Annotated in this window: 15 protein-coding genes; all 15 read right to left on the bottom strand. The window is 26.2% G+C overall.

Annotated elements, in window-relative coordinates:
- Positions 1 to 2: 2 nt before the first annotated feature.
- The 15 genes from KGF38_RS13890 to KGF38_RS13820 all read right to left on the bottom strand — a co-directional run bounded on the left by KGF38_RS13890 (position 3) and on the right by KGF38_RS13820 (position 20,422).
- Positions 3 to 2,183 carry a virion structural protein gene (locus tag KGF38_RS13890; RefSeq protein WP_074179678.1) on the bottom strand — a complete coding sequence of 727 codons (2,181 nt, stop codon included), beginning with the start codon at positions 2,181 to 2,183 and terminating at the stop codon, positions 3 to 5.
- 1 nt (position 2,184) lies between these two features.
- Entirely contained in the window at positions 2,185 to 2,514 is a 330-nt protein-coding gene (locus tag KGF38_RS13885; RefSeq protein WP_074179677.1) for a hypothetical protein, read from the bottom strand.
- Positions 2,515 to 2,550: 36 nt separating this feature from the next.
- Entirely contained in the window at positions 2,551 to 2,859 is a 309-nt protein-coding gene (locus KGF38_RS13880; RefSeq protein WP_074179676.1) for a hypothetical protein, read from the bottom strand.
- 35 nt (positions 2,860 to 2,894) lie between these two features.
- Positions 2,895 to 3,773, bottom strand: coding sequence for a hypothetical protein (locus tag KGF38_RS13875; protein ID WP_054270745.1), 879 nt, complete (start codon positions 3,771 to 3,773; stop codon positions 2,895 to 2,897).
- Between the two features lie 7 nt (positions 3,774 to 3,780).
- On the bottom strand, positions 3,781 to 4,266 hold the full coding sequence (locus KGF38_RS13870; protein ID WP_054270746.1) for a hypothetical protein: 486 nt from the start codon (positions 4,264 to 4,266) through the stop codon (positions 3,781 to 3,783).
- Between the two features lie 8 nt (positions 4,267 to 4,274).
- Positions 4,275 to 5,642 (bottom strand): hypothetical protein, encoded by a 1,368-nt coding sequence (locus tag KGF38_RS13865; RefSeq protein ID WP_074179675.1) that lies wholly within the window; start codon positions 5,640 to 5,642, stop codon positions 4,275 to 4,277.
- 189 nt (positions 5,643 to 5,831) lie between these two features.
- Positions 5,832 to 8,048: a hypothetical protein gene (locus KGF38_RS13860; RefSeq protein ID WP_074179674.1), complete on the bottom strand. Its 2,217-nt coding sequence runs from the start codon at positions 8,046 to 8,048 to the stop codon at positions 5,832 to 5,834.
- Positions 8,049 to 8,166: 118 nt separating this feature from the next.
- The gene (locus KGF38_RS13855) at positions 8,167 to 11,844 is read right to left on the bottom strand and encodes a hypothetical protein (RefSeq protein ID WP_074179673.1); all 3,678 of its coding nucleotides are present in this window, start codon (positions 11,842 to 11,844) and stop codon (positions 8,167 to 8,169) included.
- A 25-nt stretch (positions 11,845 to 11,869) separates the two neighbouring features.
- Entirely contained in the window at positions 11,870 to 15,241 is a 3,372-nt protein-coding gene (locus KGF38_RS13850) for an Ig-like domain-containing protein (protein ID WP_074179672.1), read from the bottom strand.
- A 15-nt stretch (positions 15,242 to 15,256) separates the two neighbouring features.
- Positions 15,257 to 16,375: a hypothetical protein gene (locus tag KGF38_RS13845; RefSeq protein WP_074179671.1), complete on the bottom strand. Its 1,119-nt coding sequence runs from the start codon at positions 16,373 to 16,375 to the stop codon at positions 15,257 to 15,259.
- Entirely contained in the window at positions 16,376 to 17,050 is a 675-nt protein-coding gene (locus KGF38_RS13840) for a hypothetical protein (protein WP_054277045.1), read from the bottom strand.
- 8 nt (positions 17,051 to 17,058) lie between these two features.
- Positions 17,059 to 17,874, bottom strand: a complete 816-nt coding sequence (locus tag KGF38_RS13835; protein ID WP_074179670.1) for a baseplate J/gp47 family protein — start codon at positions 17,872 to 17,874, stop codon at positions 17,059 to 17,061.
- Complete coding sequence (locus tag KGF38_RS13830) at positions 17,855 to 18,268, bottom strand: hypothetical protein (RefSeq protein ID WP_054270754.1); 414 nt, start codon at positions 18,266 to 18,268, stop codon at positions 17,855 to 17,857. Before KGF38_RS13830 ends, KGF38_RS13835 begins: the two co-directional genes overlap by 20 nt.
- A complete protein-coding gene (locus KGF38_RS13825; RefSeq protein ID WP_074179669.1) occupies positions 18,261 to 19,037 on the bottom strand; it encodes a hypothetical protein in 777 nt (258 codons plus the stop codon). Before KGF38_RS13825 ends, KGF38_RS13830 begins: the two co-directional genes overlap by 8 nt.
- Positions 19,038 to 19,075: 38 nt before the next feature.
- Positions 19,076 to 20,422, bottom strand: a complete 1,347-nt coding sequence (locus tag KGF38_RS13820) for a hypothetical protein (protein ID WP_074179668.1) — start codon at positions 20,420 to 20,422, stop codon at positions 19,076 to 19,078.
- Positions 20,423 to 20,621 lie beyond the last annotated feature (199 nt).

The following is a 20,621-nucleotide window of genomic DNA, read 5'->3' as shown; positions in this document are numbered from 1 at the left end:
CTTTAAAATGTATCTATCATATATTTTATTTCTTTTAAAACAGGTGTCAGCCAGCCATCTTTAACTGTATTTCTTCTAAATAATGCTTTTAGTTTTATTTTTGATACTAAATGCTTATATGATATATCTATCATATATTTACTTTCTATCTCTTTATTAAAATAGATTGAATTCTCAAATATATAAAATTGAAATTTATCATCTAAATTATTAAAATTCTTATAACTACTACCATTTTCTGATATATCTGTTACATTTACAGTTTCTATTTCATAGTTAATATTACTAGTTAATGTATCTGTAACTTTTACATCACAATAATCAGCATCATATTCTGTAAATGGCCTATATTTAAGTTCAAAATTTGATTTATTTTTTCCATTAAAAGATTCTATAGTTGTTTCTAACTTTGATGATAAATCCACAGAATCACTACCAGCAACAGGTTTATAACTTATACTATATACTGCATTATAATCATAGTTAAATATTTGAATACAGTAAAAAAATCCAGTTTTTTGATTTTTATGTATATAAAACTCCTCACTATTTAAAGGTATCTCTTCTCCATCTTTCATTACTTTATAAATAATTTCTGCCTCAAATCTAAAATAAGCTCTAGTACTCCCTGTTATAAATAAAAGTTCAGATTCTATAATATCCTTATTAGTTGGTAATATAGGAATCCAGTCTTTAGTTTCTGGATTATCAGATGCAGTAATATAATATTCTATATCAGTAACGGTTTTTCCAAATGAATTTCTGGGATGTAATTCATCAGTTACTATCTGTACATTTTTTATATTGGAATTTAAATTTATAGACTTACTTGTATAAATACCTGTCCTATCAAAATGATTATTATAGCATCCTATATTATATAAACCATAGTTGTATTCATACTTTAAGACCATATGATTTAACTTGTCATTTCCGACTATTTTAGACAGTAACTCGTCATAAGAATAAGACAGTACTCTATCATTCATTTTTCGCCATAAAGAATTAACCCTATTCCTATCATAATACACTGGTTTAAATATAGCTTTAGTTACTTCTTCTTTTCTATCATTTTTATTATTAAACCAAAGTAAACTTTTATTTATTTCAGTTGGATTATATACATATGTTTCTCTTATATAATGTTTCTGTGTAAATAATATGTATATTCTCTTACATATTATATCTGGAAACCTAAATGTAACCTTATCTTTTGTAAAAACACTTTTTAATGTTTTATCCTTATTATCTGGTGTTACTAGTTCTATCAATGCTTCATCTTCATCATCTGTCATTTTATATCTTATAGCTACTATATCAATAGGATATTTTGTAAATGGGGTAAGATTTATCTCATTTATTTTATTGATAGATTCAAAATTAAGCTCAAGATCACAAACTGCACCAGAGTCTATTCCATAAAAATAATTATCTCTTACATATATAGCTTGTGGTTTACTATTTTCAAATGAAACATTTAATGGAGCATCAGATAGTATTGTATCACTCCAAAATGAGTTTGGATCTCCATCTATAGCATTTTCAAGAGATGTTTCGTTATTGCAAGATTGTATAAATCCTTCCCCTAGCTGAAAGCTATAATTTAAATATGCTGTATATACTTTATTATCATACATCAACATATTATCCCGTTTTAAAAATGGTAATGTTAACACGTTTTCATTTTCATCAAAATTAGCATAACACTTCTCTAGTATCCATTGCCCAGCTCTATCTTTTTGAATATTTCTACTTTTATCAAAGTTATTTGAATTTCTAAACCTCTCTATTATAAATTTAGACATATGTTTAAATGAAGTAGAATATCTACAACTCTCTAATTTATCTTTTATTTGATTTATCTTAGTTGTTATGCTATTTATGTATGATGTACTGATACCATCATACTTTGATATCAATTCACTCATTGAGTTAACTACACCAAAACTGGTTAATAAATCTATATATAGTTCATTCATAGTCTTATTGATTGATTGAGATTTAATGTTTACCTCATGCTCATTTAGACTTGATATTAGTGTATTATTTTTAATTTTCGTCTTAAATTCATTTTCTAAAATCTTTCTTTCTTCATCAGTTGAACAATTTGAAGCTATTTGACTTACAATTTCTTCTATAATCTCATCTTTTATTTTATTTATATTCAAGTTAGTACCTAGCATATTATATTCCAACCTTTAATTTATACTTTTCGCAACATTTATCAAGTATATCAATTAATTCATTTATAGCTGTTTGTACATCTTCCTTAGTTTTCATTATTTCAAATTCTACTCTGGTACCATCCCATTCTGATTTTTTCCAATTAATTGGTCTAATACCTTCCTTTATCAACTTAATCCACAAAGATAATTTATGAACTTCATACATATTTTCATCCATTAGTTCTAGTTCTCTAGTTAACTTTTTTCCTATGATAACACCGCTTTCCATAATATACCCTTCCAAACTTTCTTTTGAAATGAAATATCTATCTTCTTCAAAATCTTGCACAAAATTTCCTCCTTTATCTATTTTGTTACTTTATGTTCATTCAGTATTTTTATCTTCTTTTATTTTTCCATTTATAAGTATTAAATCTTTATTAGTTATTATAACTTTATTTTCCTCAAATGATATTCCCTTTTTTAGTAAAAATGCTTCCAATAAATCTTGAGTCTGAGGTAATATAAATTCTTCTTTAACTCTTTGTATGACCTCATCTATAATTTGCTCTTTAGAACCCAGAACTTTTTTACCATCATATTCAAAATATCTTTGAATTACATTTATTAGATATGCATCAACTTTATCTAGCCCTTTTACATAAATATTATCTTTTTTCTGTTGTATTCTCATATTTCACCAACTCACTATATTGTCTATATGTGTTACTATTTTTTCTTGCTTATAACTTGCATTAATACTTTTTCGACTTCTTTATCACTATTTTCATAATCATCATATATAAGATAAATATCCTCTTTTTTATCTCCTGATACTGTTTCATAAATATTTATTGTATCTAAATTTCCTTCTTCACTATAATTAAGCAGTACATCTTCATTAGCACTGCTTACTTTTATTAACTTATCATCATTTTTAGAATCTCTTAATATAGTTGTTACATCATTTAAATCTGGATATTCAGTATTTGGAAGTCTTCCTAAATCAGGATTAATTAAACCCATTTGAGCTTCTGTAAAATCATCATTATATAAAAGTGCTATTGCATTAATTTCAGGGGATTCTCCTGCCAAATTTGACCATATCTTAGCTCTTATTTTTACAGTTTTAGGTATATCTTCCTCTTTTTGTATAGTATATGGTACAGTATTATTTGCTCTTATCTGAAATACTTCTTTTTTATCTGTTATTAGATAATATATTACTTCTGACCCTTCTGGTATATCTTGGTCCACCAGTAGAAAAAAATTATTTAATGACGAACTTTTATGTTCATGAGTATAAATATCAACTGAATTATATTCTCCAAAACTGCTACCTTCATTTAAAGATATACACGTTTTATCAAAATCAAATTTTATATTTATGCTATTTAGGACATCAGAAAATTCCTTATTTTTAAATTCATTTATAAATAAGGAATTTGCATATCTATTATTATCAAAATTAAATAAAATTCTATCAAAAAACAAATTATCTGAATAGTAAGATATATCATTTTTAGACGAATTTTTAACTATTTCTTTATCAGTACATAACTTATCTATTATATTTTTGCTTGAAACCTTAGTAAATTTTTCACTCATAGTTCACCTATAATATAGAGTGTTGCCCTGTCAAATATTCTTTATTAAAAACAGGTATTACACTATACTCACATTTATTTAAAGTTTTATGCACGTACTTTATCTTATCAACTTGATATTGTATCTCAATAAAGTCTGTAGGAGAAAGTTCCATATGAATATATAAAATTTTAAATTTAGAATTAAATGTATAACTATTTCTATCTAACTCTATATTATTTACACTAACTCTTATATATTTACTTACTACTCCACTTATCTGCTTGGATACATACCACTTTTGATTTGAATTATACTCTAGCATTTTACTTTCATTTAACAAAACTTCAACCTTTGGATTCGGTATTTCTGTTAATAAATATTTTTTCCACTTTTCGCCTATTTTTTCATTTACATATAATTTATAACTTGTACATTTTAAATTTTTTATCCTTGAAAAAGTTATTGTATTTTCCGTATATATCTTTGTAAGATTATTGATATTTTCATACATATGTATACCTACAATACAGCCACTACGGGGTCTGATATATTTCCTTTCTCATCATATAAATATATAGTGTAGTTGTACTTATTTGAATAAAAGCAGTAATCCTTTATTGACAAAAGTGGATATCTAGAATTTAATACGACCATCTCAATTGTATCATTATCTTCTATATTATTTATATAATCATTATAGTATTTGCCACCTTGCCTTATATATATTTTAAATATCGTGGCATTTTCATCTTTCATGTCAACTGGTTTTTTCTGCTCATCTATACTTAAATTTGTTACATCTTTTCTGTAAATGAGCATTTTATCAATTAATATTTCAAATTTATCTTGAAATATTATTGGTTTACAATAGTCTGTTGATATGTTTTTGTATATGTTTTTCATCCTAAAAGCTCTAGATTTTCTATAAAATAATTCTCTTTTATTCTTATGCCATATATTTGGTAATTTCACATATCTTATTCCATCAGTTATTAAAGTGGAATCATCTGAATGTATCTCTTGACTAGTTATAGTCTTTATTACTTTACTATATAAGTCATCCTTATTGATATTTATATCTTTTGAAACTTTTTCTCTCTTTATCTCTTGCCATTTGGTTATTTTAATGTCATCCTCTTTTACTTCTAATACTTGAATTATTTCATCTGGATTTTCATATAATTCACAAACTCCTACATTTGATAGTTCTGAGATAGATCCATCTTGAAATTTACTTATTACTCTATACTCATATTTATTCTTTTGTTCTTCTTTTTTCTGGTAAAATAAGATGTAGTTTTTACCTTCTATTGTAGATACTACTGGGTCAAATACTCCATGTGCATGTATATCTATATATGTAACTATATCTATAGAAAAATCTAAGGTAACTTTATTGTATTCAGCATTGGATTTTTTTATTAGAAATCCATTATTATTTCTAATCTTTATTATGTCGTCAATTTCATATTGTTCTGTTATAGTTCTATATGTCTCATATCCATTATAATCAGTTTTTTTCTTAAATAAAATTCTTGATATAGTTTGATATGAACTTAATTGTATTTCTATTTTTTCTTGAGGAACTGAGGATAAATCATTTTTTAAATTTACAATTAATTTTTTAAAAGGAATTACTATTTCAAATGGTAGCGTAAATTCAGTATATCCATTATATCCTTTTGGAAAATCATTTCTACTAAGTAAAAAATCTTTGATGTTAGTCGATTCTATGTCAGCATTTTCTTCTAATATTTCTATAATTGGGTCTTGATTATTTATGTACTCTTCTATTTCTGTTCCTGATGAAATATTTTTAAATCTATAAATATAGTGTAGTAAATTTCCTTCTGTAGATTTACATATATTTATTTTGGGATGTTCCAAATAAACTCACCTCTTTTCCATTTTATTTTTGTAAAATCACTTTCACTCTTAATATACCTTGCTTATACTCGAATTTGTTCAACATTTTTTATTATATTAGTAATTTTCGCATAAATAAAGAAAATACCTCATTCATAACTTTAAAAATTATGAATAAGATATTATTTTAAGTAAATATATGGCTAAGCACTATAAGTACTTTGGCAGTAAAGTCCATTCAACTATATATTTGCATTTATAATTTTCATCTGCACCAGGAGGTCGTTCTTCTAATATCCCATCACTTTTAGTACATGTATAAACTCCTAAAGGATATTTTTTATTAAGTACATCTGCGTTTTTTTGAGGCTCATTTTTAATCCAGATATCTCCTATTTTAGGTGGTTTAAATGGTTTACTAGTGGTAGGCGGAAAATAGCAAATATTTAGCTTTGGCCCTGGTTCTCCATCGCCATCACCAAGTCTAATTCCATTATTATAAAACCAAATACACCCTCCTCCTCCATCTTCTGGTCTGTATGAAAATATTTTTCTATTTTTATTCTTATCATACATACAAAAATGTTCTATATTTTCATCTCCTTCTATATTACTTCCATTTCCTGTATCTCCACGTAATGCTACTTTTCTTCTTTCATATTTATCAGATATAACTATATAAGAATCTTCCATAATAAGATTACCAGTCATGGTATCTCCACTTTTCTTTACATATTTACGCTTAATAGAATCAATTTCATTTTCTATATAAGTTACTCTTCTCTCAACATCATCAATATCATCCCTTAGTTCATCTAACTGTTCTTGAACATTAGATCTTACATCTTTAAGTTGAGCAAGTTCTCTAGTTGTAACTGAACTTTCACTAATACACTTATTAGTATCACTAACTAAAACTCTTGAGCCATTTCTTCTATAATCTGTATGTCTTTCCATATTATCATTTGAACAAAAAACATTTCCATTATCATCTGTCATAAGAATTTTTTTAGCATTATCACTTCCTTGAGCTATTACAACATAATAATCAAAAGTATCCCAAATTTCTTCTACTTCATTATCAATCTTATCCAATCTAGACTCATAATCATAATGTCTATGTCTAATATGAGAATATCTATTATCATAAATCGATTTTGGTTTTATAAAATGATTTGTCTCAGGAAGTCCAGATATTGTAATTGGACTTTGATATTGATGAACTATACAAGAACTAGACATATATGGTTGTATATGTACTTCTGTTTTTTCATCTATAGCTAAATATAATTCAAACTTATGAGTAACTATTTCCACACCATCAACTGTAGTAGAGTCTGACTTCACATGATACAGTCTTAATACATCTATATCTCTTTGATAACTATCTCCTTCATGTTTATATGGTGGAAATTTTTCCGCTTTATAGTCATTTTTACTAGGGTCTGGAGGAGTCTTATAACCACTTAAATCAAGAGGTCTTTCATGTGCATGATTTTCACTTGGTGGTGTCATACTTGAATATGTTGAAACACTTTCCTCTATATTTAACTTTTCTATAGTTGCTTTTTCTTTATCTTCTATATTGTTATTTAAATGATTCTTTACATCATTATTTTTGTGTGTTGTTATTCTATCTTCTTTTGTTAAAGTTTCTTCAGAAGATAAATCTTCGTTTATAAATGGTAATTTTTCATCATGTAATGACACATAAAAAAACTTATTTGTACAAGTCCATCCATCATTATTTTTGTTTGTAGGGTCTTCAAACAAACCAATATGAATATCCATAGTAGTTGGATTATTTCCTTTAAGAAGAGTTATGGAACCTCTAAATAGTGAGTTGTAAATTCCTTCTGTCATCATATCAGTATGGTCAAACTTCCCTATATTAGGCTTTGTGTAGTCTATGTAATCAGATGTAGATTTAACAAATTCATCAATATAATCTTCATTTTTCATTTTAGCTACCATGCTATTTGCAAATATACCTTGATATGGAAGTTTACCATCTGTAGAAAAATCAGGAGCATTTCCAACTCTTCTCGGAGTAAATGTAGCTATTTTGATATATCTTTTATTAGACACCATTACAGCATGTTTGAAATGGTTGTATCCTAATCTATCTTTAAAATCAACAGCATGATATCCATCTAGACAATCTGCATTTAATCCACTATTAGGTCCTTGATTTAACTCGCTCCAAACTTTTTTATCGTTTAAAGTTAATTCACTTGTTATAATATTTAATCTTGGTTTATCTATCCACCAATCGAATTTAATATCACTTGCTCTAAAATTCATTTTTGCATACGAATATCCATCATTTAAGTCAGCATCTCCAAATGTAACTGATAACTTAACACCTTTGAAATCATGCAACTTCAATTCATTTGTAAGTAGTGTTGCCGAAGGTAAAACACCCAATAAAATCACCTCATTTAATCTAGTAATACATTTTTAAAGTTATATTTACTAATCATCTAATTTATTTGTTTTTTAACGAGTTTCATTTAAATATATTTTTTATGAATCTCAAATTATGTTATACATTATAGTTCACATTTTCTATCCATATACTTGGTCTGATATGTTTTTGATTGTCTATATTTTTATGGACTTCTATGCTAGTTTGAGGCAATTCCTCATCTCCTATTACATCTACAAATTCAATAATAGGATAACTACCATAGGCAGCCCATTTTTGAACAGCTTTTTTAATATCTTCTTCAGAAAACCTTCCACCATTTTTATAAAGTAACTTACTATCTATTCTTATTATAATTACAGAGTTTTCTTGATATGGTTTACCATCAAGTGTACCAATATCTAAATAATGATCGCTTTCAGGCTCTAAATCTCGACGAAGTCTATCTTCCATTTCTTTGATAATACCTCCACCTCTTAATCTAGTATCTATTAGATTTGTAGACTTTAGCGAGGTATGATGTCTTACAAAAATTCTACCTATATGTAAATCGAATGGTTCTAAGGCTTCTTGATTATCAAATTTATGATATACACAGAAATAGTTGTCTTTTAGAATATCACCTGTCCCTCTATCTATTATTCTCATCGGCTTTAAAAAGAAATGGATTGTTCGATTAAATAAATCATATGAGTTTCTCATTTCATTTATCTCATTTGAAGTGTCTGTATAAAAACTATACATATTTGGATTTAAATTTAAATCTATAATTTTACTATTTTTATCTTGATTTTTATAATAGCCTCTATAATGAAGATTTTTTTCTTCATAGCTATAATCTACTAGTATTTTATCATTGTCACTTATTGAATCATTAATTTCTATAAATCCATACTTGAAATTAAATCCTTTTATTTCAAGTTCTTTTTTATTTTTATCACTTAATATCTTATAAACTCTTAAATTAGTTGGTTTCCAACTATTATCTACTTTTATATACATTGGAGTATTCTTTACTTTAATAGTATTATTTCCAACAAAACTTCCCTTTTCTTCAGATATATCAATGTATGGCTTCCCATATTTTCCAAATATTTGTAAGTCGTATTCTGGTATAGAATATATAAGTTCTATTGTTTTATCAATTCTTTCGTATTTTTTACTGAAATAAGCATATTTAATGGTTGGGAACCATCCTTTTAAAGGTTCTTTTTCTAGAGGTGTTCCCACAATAATTTGATTTATGTTTCTACATACTACTGAATATCCTTTATAAACTTTTCCATTAGCTGACTTATATATAGAATCTTTATCTAAGGTTCTAGTGTTTTTATTATTTCCAATAATACTTGAATTTTGTTCTGGAAATCCAGTATCTTCATATGTTCTCCCATATATAAATCCATTTCCATCTGATGCTGTATATATCAAAGTTTTATCCTTTGAATACATGGTATTTAAATTTTGAATATTATATTTAACTCTAAAAGTTGAATTTTCATTTATTTTGTCTCTATCTTCATCAGATGAATACTTCATAAATATATCTCTTGCTGTCATATATCCGTTTGTATCCTTTTCAGATATAATCATATCTTCATTCTTAAAACTATCGAGTTCTGAATATAATGCATATTTTTTATTTATTATTTCCTTTGTAATAGGTGCTATTTCCAAATCATCAGCCACTATAATATATTCAATTTGTATTTTGGCTCTTTTATCCTCTAATATTTCATATTCGAACACTTCTATAGAAGACTTATTTGTTATGCCTTGAAGCCTATTCACTTTATACGACTCTAAGTCACAACATTGAACTGGATTTATTTTTTCAAGTATTCCTACTTTGATTTCTAAAGGATTTACACTGTCTTTTCTATAAGCTTCTTCTGACAAACCATCATACATAACATATATAGGATTTTCTATAGTTGGAATAAATGATGTATATATATATGCATCATATACATTTTCATATTTAGTTTTTTCTATAAAGACCTTATACTTAAATTTATTTTCATCTATTGGATAATTATTTCCTGAAACAAGACTTATGTTTTCTGAATTATACAGACCATTTATATCTAATCCAACATTATCATAAATTTTGTACTTTAACTTATATTTGTAATACAATGGAACATTGTCCTTAAATTTATTTGTTATATAAAATAAATCATCATCTACCAAATATTCTCCATTAATCTTATGTAAAAGACCACTTTCATCTGGATACATTATTATTTCCTTTGCCTGTTCTGGATATAGATTTGATATCTCATCTTTTTTATTTACAACACCACTGTACTTAGCTGACCCATTATATAATACTTTTAATTTCCTAACTAAACCTTCATATCGCGTATATGCATTATAAGTTTTGGGATTATAGTCAATCAATTCATTCTCAGTTTCAACAAAATTTACAGCTTCGAATATCGAATTTGTCAGATTTAAAACACCATATCTGTCACCATCATTGTATATCTTATCTATAGGCACTCTTTTTGCTAATAGACCTTGAAATTCCTCATGTTGAACTTTATATTCTGGCTTGAAATCAGTGATAGTAGATTCATCCCACATAACAAAGTCTCTGTATAAAATTCCCCAATATCCTTCTAATTCTGTACCTTTTTCACCATCAAACTCAATAGTCTCTGGAAAATAGTCTTCATTTTTTGTAGCTAAGTTTCTTTTATGAATCCAATCATCAACAAAATGCAATGTTACATTATTGGTATTAGTTTCTATTACAGAAACAGTATCATCTAGAGATGCTGTTGTATTATAATAATAGGCTAAATTTACTGCTCCACTTGGAATATTTCTTCCAAGTTTAATAGATTTATTACCTTTATTATCGATTTCCTTATGCACTTTTGTATTGGAAAATAAATCTCCCGATATACATTCTTCTTTTTCCAAAATAGATTCATATTTTGGTGCTTGCGGATAATCTATAGTAGGTATTTTGAAATCAGGCATACTTATATCAGGTCTTTGATTTACTACAATATCATCTTTAGGATTATATTCGGTTGCAATTGTTCTTGCATGCCAAACTATATAAACTATTTCTCTTGTAGGTGAATCAATATTGTATTCTTTATTTACAAAGTTTTTAAATATAATTTTTCCATATTCATCCCCTAAAAACTTCTTATTTTTTATAAAGGATATATTGGCACTGTTAATTACTTTTATACTTGCTCCATTATTTACTATATCGTTCTTAACTTTAGTCACTATCTCAACCTTACAATCATATAAAGGGTATGGTATTACACTAAAGTTATTTATAGCATCATTAGTTTCAACACATTTATCAATATTAAATTCTTTATCTGTTGAACTATAAACTACTGTGGTTGGTAACTCTATAGATTGGTCAACATTGCTTGATATATTCACATTTACTCTATCTTCTTGTTCATCATCAAAATATATTTCTATAAATCTTTCTTTTGAATTTATAGGTACTATTTTTTGCTCAATTAAAATATCGATTGTTTGAATATATGTCATACCATTTTCTAATTTCACAACAAAGTCAAAAGAGTCTTCTCCTATGTATAAATCATTTGCATAATAATTAAAATAAATTATATTGTTTGAAATATTAAAAGTAACATCTCCAGCTAATTTTAAAAAAGTCTCTTCTTCAATAGAGCCTTTTTTATATGCATCTCCTAAAGAATTTATTTGACCATCATTTATCAGAATAGCTCCTTGAAGGTTAGACCCATTTGTAATCTTATAATTTAATGTTTTCAGTTTACTAATATCCATAAAACATTCCCCTTTTGTAACTTATCTATATTTTTCTATTTACTATATTAATTTCATCTTTAGCATTTTCATTGGCAATTGCTTTTATAACATCTATACAATTGCCTGTCCAACTTGTATAAATACATGCAATTATTCCATTAATATCAGTTCTATCATTTAATTTTTCTATTGTTCCAAGAGCAGCTTCTACGTTTACAGATGCACCTTCAATTGGATTATTATATTTATCTGTTACTGATATTAAGATGCTTATATCATCTTTTCCATTTGCAAATATAAAGTTGTTTTCTGAGTAAATCTTTAAAAAGTAAGGTTCTAAAGTGTAGTCTGATATGTATATATATCCATTGTATAGGGTATTGTAGATTGGATTTAATGATATATGCTTTAATTCTTTTAGTGAAGATGTTTTATGAGTTTCAAAATATACCTTCACCTTAGTTGGGTATTTTTCTTCAAATTTATGCAATTTTATTTCAACTTCATCTTTTTCATAGTCATATAAAGCTATAAAAGAGTTCTTAATTTTGTATCTAACATTTATTGTACTTCCTTTAGGAATTTCCTTTTCAAAAACTACAACATTATTTTCAATATTATAGTTATTCATTGATATATCATTTATTGTAATCTCTATGGTTGTCTCATCTATACCTATATTTTGTAAGTATAAAGTTTTAAATCCTAGAGATTCAAATTTTTCTTCATTTTCAAGTGAATATTCTCCTGTTTTACTTATAAAAAATACTTGAGTATATGGTTCCTCTATTCCAATTTCATATATAATAATAGGTGAATATTGTTGTGGTATAGGAGACATTCTTATAGTTTTAGTATATGGAACCTTAAATATTATTCCATCTTGGTCTAATTCTGCTATAAAATCATTTTGAGATACATATAATGATTGTGCTTTTAATGGTTTTTTAGTTATTTTACCTTCACCATCATATAAAAGATTATATTCTTCAGAATATACATCTACTTTGGTAAATTTTATACTTTGAATATTTTCTACTTTGAAATCATTTGCTTTTGCGACTGCCTCTGCATATTCCTCAATATTTTTTATAATTGTATATTGTTGGGTATCATATGGTAGATTATATGATGTTATATTTTCATATTTAGATGAGTGTTCTGTAGGATTATAAGTGGCTTTAACTTGTATATTTCCTATCGCAGGTACAAATGTTTCTAAATTCATTCCTGTATACTCATATCTTCCAACTTTTAGATTTAAACTATATAATTTTGCTCCCTCTTTCAAAACAATTTTAAATCTCACAAATCTCTTAGTTTCAATCTTTGTATTATTTTCTACTTGAATCCATTTATCTGAGTTTAGTTTTCCTTCTAGATTAATCAACACATTATCATCCTGTATATAAAATTCTACTTTTCCATCAAACTTCATTGCTGGCATTATATATCTTAAATCTGCTGATTCTTCTACTGTATCTCCTAAATCAATTATATTAGTTATAGATACTGAAATAGAATTATCTGATAATGGCATCAATACTTCTTCTCTATAATAAAAATTGAAACTCAAGAAAGAGTCAATAAAATTTCTCCAATCAGATTCACATTCATAAATTAATTCTCGATGTTGTAGTTTAGGCATTTTAGACGGTTTGAGTACAAATCTTAATTTAAATACTTTGCATAGTATTAAATTTTGAGGAATGGGTTGTCCATAAATCAATTTAACTGGTTGCATCCATTCTCCATAAATATCGTTATGCCCTACATAATATACATCTACAGTACTGAATAGACTAGATTTTTGTATCCATGATATTTCTTGAATAGATGTAGGTTTTTTGTTGAATACAAATGGTGTTGTTTCATAAATATATTCATCAAGAAAGTCATAATAATAATCGTTATAACATTTTGTTGGTTTTGGCCACAGCATATTATCTTTGTAGAAAAATTTTGAACTGTCAAGTAATAAGTCTTTTTTATTAGTTTTTCTAATATCGTATCTTTCAAATTTTCCTTCTGACTCTGATACATTCAATGTAACTTTTATTAATACTCTAAATTTATTAAAAGCATCCTGTAATACTTTTTCTTGACCATTCATATTGCATTTATTATATAAATAATACTCATCTTGATTATAATAATAATATCCATTATGTATACTTGGACACCAACGTGCTAAAGCATTTTGTAATGTCCTTAAAGACACAATTATAATATCATCAATATGCCCATATCTTATAGTAAGCACTTTGGGATAATCTAAAATCACCACATCACTTATACTAGCTTCCACTACAAGCTCAAACCTCTTATACTCAGTTGAATTTAAATTAAATTCGGTAAGACCATATATATAAGTGTGTTTTCTATTATCATCAATTATGAATTCCCCTCTATCAACTTGGCCTAAAAACTCCTTATATTCAGTTGAATCTGCAATTATAGAATCTGAATAAAATTTTATTTTATCTCCATTGATTAGAGTATAATTATCTTCGTCTACTTGATTTTCAAATTCATATAAAACATAAGCTTCTTCTGGGCTAAATTTTTCTATGATACAATAATATTTTCTATCATAAACATCAATAGAAGCTTCAAAGGGTGGAGCTGTATCCATCATATCTTTTTTACCATTTTCTGATACCTGAAAATCTCCATTTATAACTCCAACAAGCGAATCATATTCTAATGGTGGAAATATCTCTATATACTCTTTTTGTCTTGTAACTTCTATCGCTTTTATACACACCTTATGGTCAAAATAACCATATTCACTAAATTCAACCCTATTATCAGTTTCATTATCTTCTAAAAAATCCCTATATCCATGCGTATATGAATATATTCTTACTGGTCCTTTTATATCATAAACTTCTATATCAAATTTATATCGCTTTGAATAATCCTTATTTTTTAATTCTGGCATCAAACTATATAAATAAATATCTGCTACTTGAGTATATTCATCAAATATATAATCTAAAGTTAGTTCAGATGTGTAAGTTGGTCCAAATGGTTCTCCTTCAATTTTTTCCCCAATTGAAGATACTTCTCTTGCGCTTACTTTCACTCTTACTTTAGAATCATAAGTTATATAATTAGTTTTTGCTTCCATCTTATATCTATAATAAAATTTTATAGTGTTGTATTTCACTTTGTTACTTGCTCTTATTCCATATATTTTATTTAACAGTTTAAATGTCTTTTTATATGTAGTATCTTCTGATTTATATAACTTACAATCATTATAATCTCCTATTCCAGATTGAAAAGCTTTCATTCTACTTGCTATATTAGTATTTATATGTGGAACCATTTCCACTCTTTCTGGCAATTCAAATTTAGTATGATTTGGTATTTCATTTTCTTTCATAATTGTACTCTTTTCTTCTTCCATCTTTTCACCTCCAGTCTACTTTTTATAATATCCATATTTTGAAAAACCTTTTATACTTGAGTCAAGAAATGTTGGTAAAAACGAAAAACTATTGTCATAATCTTCATCTTCTCTTACCCATATATCTTCATCATACTTAAAATCATTCCAAAAAATTGAAGTATCTTCTTTTATCTTTGTTACATAATCAATTAATAACTTGGTTGGGGTTGCATCTGAATTATATAATTCTATACTTAATTTTTTATTATTTATATCTACTAATTCATACATTTCAAGACTCTTTATAAAAGAAACAACTGATGATTGATTTTTTTTATCAGGATTTCCTTTTAATAGAATTTCTCCTGTAGAAGTGATGTAAACATCATCTAAAGTTATTAAATTGTTATCTACTAATATAGTATTTACCAAAACCATCTTTTCAGATATAACAAAATCTTTACTCATATCTTTCCATTCTTTTACTTCTCTAATTCCAAGCTCTCTTGAAATTCCATTGGCAAGACCTCGTTTTGTGGAATTAGCTGGATTTTTAAAAACATCAAGAATTCTAAGCTTATATTCATGGTTCTTTTCTCCTTTAAGCCTAGAACATCCTACTAAAAAACCAAACTCATCAAAAAAATTCCATACATGATGTAAATTTAACTCAAATAAAAATTCTTTATTATTGCACTTTACTTTTATTTTCCCAAAAGGCAAATCTTCTTCTTTATCATATGATTCTCTAACATAAATTACTTTTTTCTTTTTATCAATAAAATAATAATCTGGCTGACTTATGTTGTTTTCTAAATTTTTTTCATTTTTCTTTATTCCAAAAAAAGTATACAAATCCCAACTTCTTTCAAGTATAAGTTGATTTGTATACACCATAGAAATATTATTTACATTAAAGTTGCTTGGTAATAAAACTTTATATACCAAATCGACAAAATCCTCATCTGCTGACTCAATATAGATTTGCTTTGAAGCATAAAGCAATATTTCTTCTATTTCATCTAACTCCATGCCAAAGATATTTAAAAACTCAATCCCAATAGATTTGTTAGGGTTTTTCTTCATTTCAAACCAAAAGGGAAGCATTGATCTTATTTTTTCTGTATATCTTGCAAAATCACTTTCTTTCATTTAGATAATCACTCCTCTAAACTTAAGCCCTACTAAATCTCCATTTAAATTATTTAATGTTTTATTTGCATCAAACATAATATCATTCATTACAAATAGAAGTGTGTCAAATACTGTTATAGACTTATTGTATATATCTGTATAAAAAGCAGATACACAAATTTCTTGAATCCTAGCAACTATTTCCTGTTGCCTATCTGAATTCCAATGATTATACTTATCCATTACTATATCAAGTACATTTACTTCTTCTTGTGAATAGCAATTGCTATCTTTATAAAAACTTTTCAAATCAGCAATAATATTATTTAATGTATAAACACTCTCTGTATATAATTCATCTGTATCCACAATCTTTCCAGAATCCACTTTTTTACATAGTTTTAAAGCATGAATTTTAAATATATTCATATGATTAATTAATATTTCTCTAAAAACAGCCTCTTTTCCCTTATTTTCAAGTGTAAAATGTATTTTTATAATATTTTTATTTAGCTCTATTTTTTTAAATATTGGATGCGAATACAACATTAACTGATTATTTTTGGCTCTATACTGTTCTTTATTCTTTATCTTATATTTTTTTCTACCTAAGTAAGCTCCAACTACAGTGATAATTGCAGTTATAATTGCTACAAAACTCTTTATTAATTCCAAATATACGTTTTCAGTCATTATGTCCCCTATATAATTACTACAGAATCCTCATCTGGAGAAACAATAAATTTCTCATCCCATCTGCAATCATGATTAATTAACAAACAATTTTTATTGTTTATCTTAATACTGTTACAAGAATAAGTTAGTATAGAATCACTAACTTGCATTATTCTTTGAGTCAGTTCATTTATAAATAGTGATTCTCCTATATTTATTGAATTTATATAGCTTATAATTTTTTCTCTTACAGACACTCTTATAGACTGTTTCTCTATTTCATCCACATATGAAGAAAAAACTAAATCTATATTTAACTTTAGATATTTAAAATTAGGTAACTTTACTACAACCTTTTCTCCAAATGATGTTATATCTAATAATGCTTTTTTTACACTTGAAAGCAAATCTTCATCATCTATATTTTCAGCTATTGGCACAATAGTCATACTGCCTGGACCATGAGAGTATCTTTTTAATATTACATCTTTTACACCTTCTATACTTAAAACGGCTAATCTTATTGAAGTTTCATTTGCCTTAGCCAAAGTTAATGTTTGATGAGTAATTCTTTTTCGGTAATCTTCATCTGATTCTTCAAATAATCTTTTGCATCCCACTAATAAACCTATAGCGTTTAAAAATTTGCCTGTAGCTGTAGTTACAAAAGCTTGAAGATGGCTCATTGTAAGTACATCATAAAATTCTGATATATTTTTATTTATTATGTCAGAAAAAAGTTTAGCTATAGAACCAGGGCTTGTGTCAAACCCAATTTTATTTAACTCAACTTCTGTTTCTTTAACCAGAGATTCAAAATTTTTATTGTGTATTAATATCATACTTGATTTTCACCCCACTAACTATGTCAATTTCCATGTTAATAACAATCGGATTGTTATTTCTTCTTTCTTTTATGAAAATTAATAATTCTATCTTATTTCTGTGTATTTTAGGTATAAAAAACAAATTATTTTCTCCAACCAGCCTGTCATAAAATAATGCATTTTCAATAGATGCTATAATTGAATCTAGCGTATCTTTATTATTTAGTTTTCCTAAAAATTTTTCTATATCTGAACCTATATAGTCCACATTAAACCAATCTTTTGTTACAGATTTTATTCTACAAATACATTTTTGTCTAAGTAAATCATCTGAATTTAAATATAGCAAATTATTGGAATTATTATCATATATAAGTTCTCCACTATCTGTTATGCAAAAATCAAACATTTTTATCTACTCCATTTATTTCTATCTTTTTTGTATCAATAACTATCTCACTTCCAGATAAAATAATTTTATCTTCAGCACATATATTTATATTATTTGAGATTATTGACCAGTTTTCTGATTTAGTAGAAAAATCTCCAAAAACTTCTATAGTTTTATTTTCAGCATTTATCCTTAATCCAACATTAGTTGCTATAAATATGTCTATACTGCTATCATCTCTTAATTTTACAATTGAAGATTTCTTAGGATGATATATACCAACTTCATTACCTGCAAAACTTCCTTTTCCTTCTATTTTTTCTAAAACACTATCAATAGGATTTTTATCCATAAAATCTTTATATTTTGATTTATCTTTATTATCATAATCTAACCAAGTCTCACTCATTTTCTTGGTTATTTCTCTTGAGTCTCTCTTTATATTTGATAACAGACATCCATCTCTAATGTGAGTTTTTCTTTTTCTTGATAGATATTGGTGAGACTCATTTGCTATTCCTGTTATCTTAGGCTGAAATACAGAGCCATTATTAAATTGTATATAGACTTTATCATCTTTTTCTAATGGTAATAGATGAACTCCTTCCCCTATATTTTGAAAAGGTACGTTTGAAAAAACTGCACTATTACCTTTTACATTCTCTACATATATATCTGCTGTATTTTTATGCCTATTAAAATCTATGACTTTTCCTATAGAAGTTGTAAATATTGTATTTGAATATGGATCTATGATGTTATCTATTAATTTATCTTTGAGCTTCACATAATCCCCCCTACTTTAGATTAAACTTCATATATGAATTAGACTTTATATAATGGATATGTAATTATAGTGTTTTTATAATTAAACATTTCATATTGTGTAGTAAGCATATTATTTAGATTTTCATAATTATATAATCTTGTCCATTTAAATTTATCAGTTGTATCGTTTAGATTTGCTAATCTTTCATTATTTAATATATTTGATACATAAAATAATACTTTATTACATGATTTTAGTACATTACTCATACCGCTATATTTTAACGAATTTGTAGTTAACAAACCTGGAGTAATTGATGTTGTAAATCCAGTTTTCATATTTAGTGAATGTGTTACTTTCTTTGCTAAACATACACCTACCATTCCTCCAAACAAATCATTAATTGCTATTAAATCATATACATTTATTTGCGGTTTTCCTGTAATAATCAACTCGCCATCGTAAGCTTCTTTCCATGAGTTTTGAATTTCTGATATACAATTTCTTATGGCCATATGTCTATTATTTGCATATAATTCTCTGTATTTTAAAGTTTTATCCTCTAAGTTAGAAAATACATTAAAATTTTGTATTCTTGAATTGTCTAATACTTTAAGCTTTTGATTTGACCATTTTATATTGCTATCACTTATTATAAAAGGTGTAGATTCTAAATTACCTAATACATTATAGATTCCTCTTACATTTGTTATTAAATTATTATTATCTATAATTATATTATTATCTATAATTGAGTCATAAAAATCTACTATATGCATTTGTGAAAAAGCCTTAGAGTACTCATATATATCATTTTTTATATTGTTTATATTAAATTTATACATCCAAATAGGTAAACCAAAAAACAATCTATGTTCAAATAAAAATGGTCTTGGATATACTACAAATTCAGGCATAGATTTTTCACTCATTTTACATATATCCCATATCTTTTTACCTATTGGTAAAAACTCATAAATCGATTCTCCTATATAATCAATATTCTGAATATCATTGAAGTATATTCCTTTATAATTACTTAAATATATATTTTCAGATATGTCATTTTGAATTGTTCTGTAAGTTCCTATAGAGTTAGAATCGTACATACCAAAATGCTCTACACCGTATTTACTCTTAAGATTTTTTTCATTACATTCAACGTTTTGGTATTCTATTTTTAAATTTCTCTTACTTATTAAATCTAATATTATATTACTTGCATCTTTTTTTAAATCTATATTGTCATCTGAAAAATTCATTTTTTCATCTAGATATTTATCTGTAAGCTCTATACCATCTGATTTTGCTTCTATTGATATATTATCTTTTGAGATATTTATTTCAACTATAGTTCCATTAAATACAACTGGATATTTTGAAGGATTTGAACCATACCCCATACGAATATGTACTCTGGTTCCTTCTTTTAAAACTTCTTGACTGTCTAATTTATTTCTCTTTTCTACTATATCTAACTGAACCTCCCATGACTAAAGTCACAGGGTTCCTGTTTCATAGAATCTTGCATACTGAAATATGTCTTACCAATTCTCCACAGGCTATCCCCGTAGTTCCTACGGTTCTTACATAAGTTATTTA

Origin of the sequence: Clostridioides sp. ZZV14-6387 (genome assembly GCF_020657835.1) — a bacterium.
In the GTDB taxonomy this organism is placed as follows: Bacteria; Bacillota; Clostridia; order Peptostreptococcales; family Peptostreptococcaceae; genus Clostridioides; species Clostridioides difficile_A.
This window is presented reverse-complemented; position numbering and strand designations above follow the sequence as displayed.

Excerpts from the sequence above, each read along its gene's own strand:
- KGF38_RS13890 (WP_074179678.1), bottom strand. The coding sequence starts at position 2,183 with ATGCTAGGTACTAACTTGAATATAAATAAAATAAAAGATGAGATTATA.
- KGF38_RS13880 (WP_074179676.1), bottom strand. The coding sequence starts at position 2,859 with ATGAGAATACAACAGAAAAAAGATAATATTTATGTAAAAGGGCTAGAT.
- KGF38_RS13875 (WP_054270745.1), bottom strand. The coding sequence starts at position 3,773 with ATGAGTGAAAAATTTACTAAGGTTTCAAGCAAAAATATAATAGATAAG.
- KGF38_RS13870 (WP_054270746.1), bottom strand. The coding sequence starts at position 4,266 with ATGTATGAAAATATCAATAATCTTACAAAGATATATACGGAAAATACA.
- KGF38_RS13855 (WP_074179673.1), bottom strand. The coding sequence starts at position 11,844 with ATGGATATTAGTAAACTGAAAACATTAAATTATAAGATTACAAATGGG.
- KGF38_RS13850 (WP_074179672.1), bottom strand. The coding sequence starts at position 15,241 with ATGGAAGAAGAAAAGAGTACAATTATGAAAGAAAATGAAATACCAAAT.
- KGF38_RS13845 (WP_074179671.1), bottom strand. The coding sequence starts at position 16,375 with ATGAAAGAAAGTGATTTTGCAAGATATACAGAAAAAATAAGATCAATG.
- KGF38_RS13840 (WP_054277045.1), bottom strand. The coding sequence starts at position 17,050 with ATGACTGAAAACGTATATTTGGAATTAATAAAGAGTTTTGTAGCAATT.
- KGF38_RS13835 (WP_074179670.1), bottom strand. The coding sequence starts at position 17,874 with ATGATATTAATACACAATAAAAATTTTGAATCTCTGGTTAAAGAAACA.
- KGF38_RS13830 (WP_054270754.1), bottom strand. The coding sequence starts at position 18,268 with ATGTTTGATTTTTGCATAACAGATAGTGGAGAACTTATATATGATAAT.
- KGF38_RS13820 (WP_074179668.1), bottom strand. The coding sequence starts at position 20,422 with ATGGGGTATGGTTCAAATCCTTCAAAATATCCAGTTGTATTTAATGGA.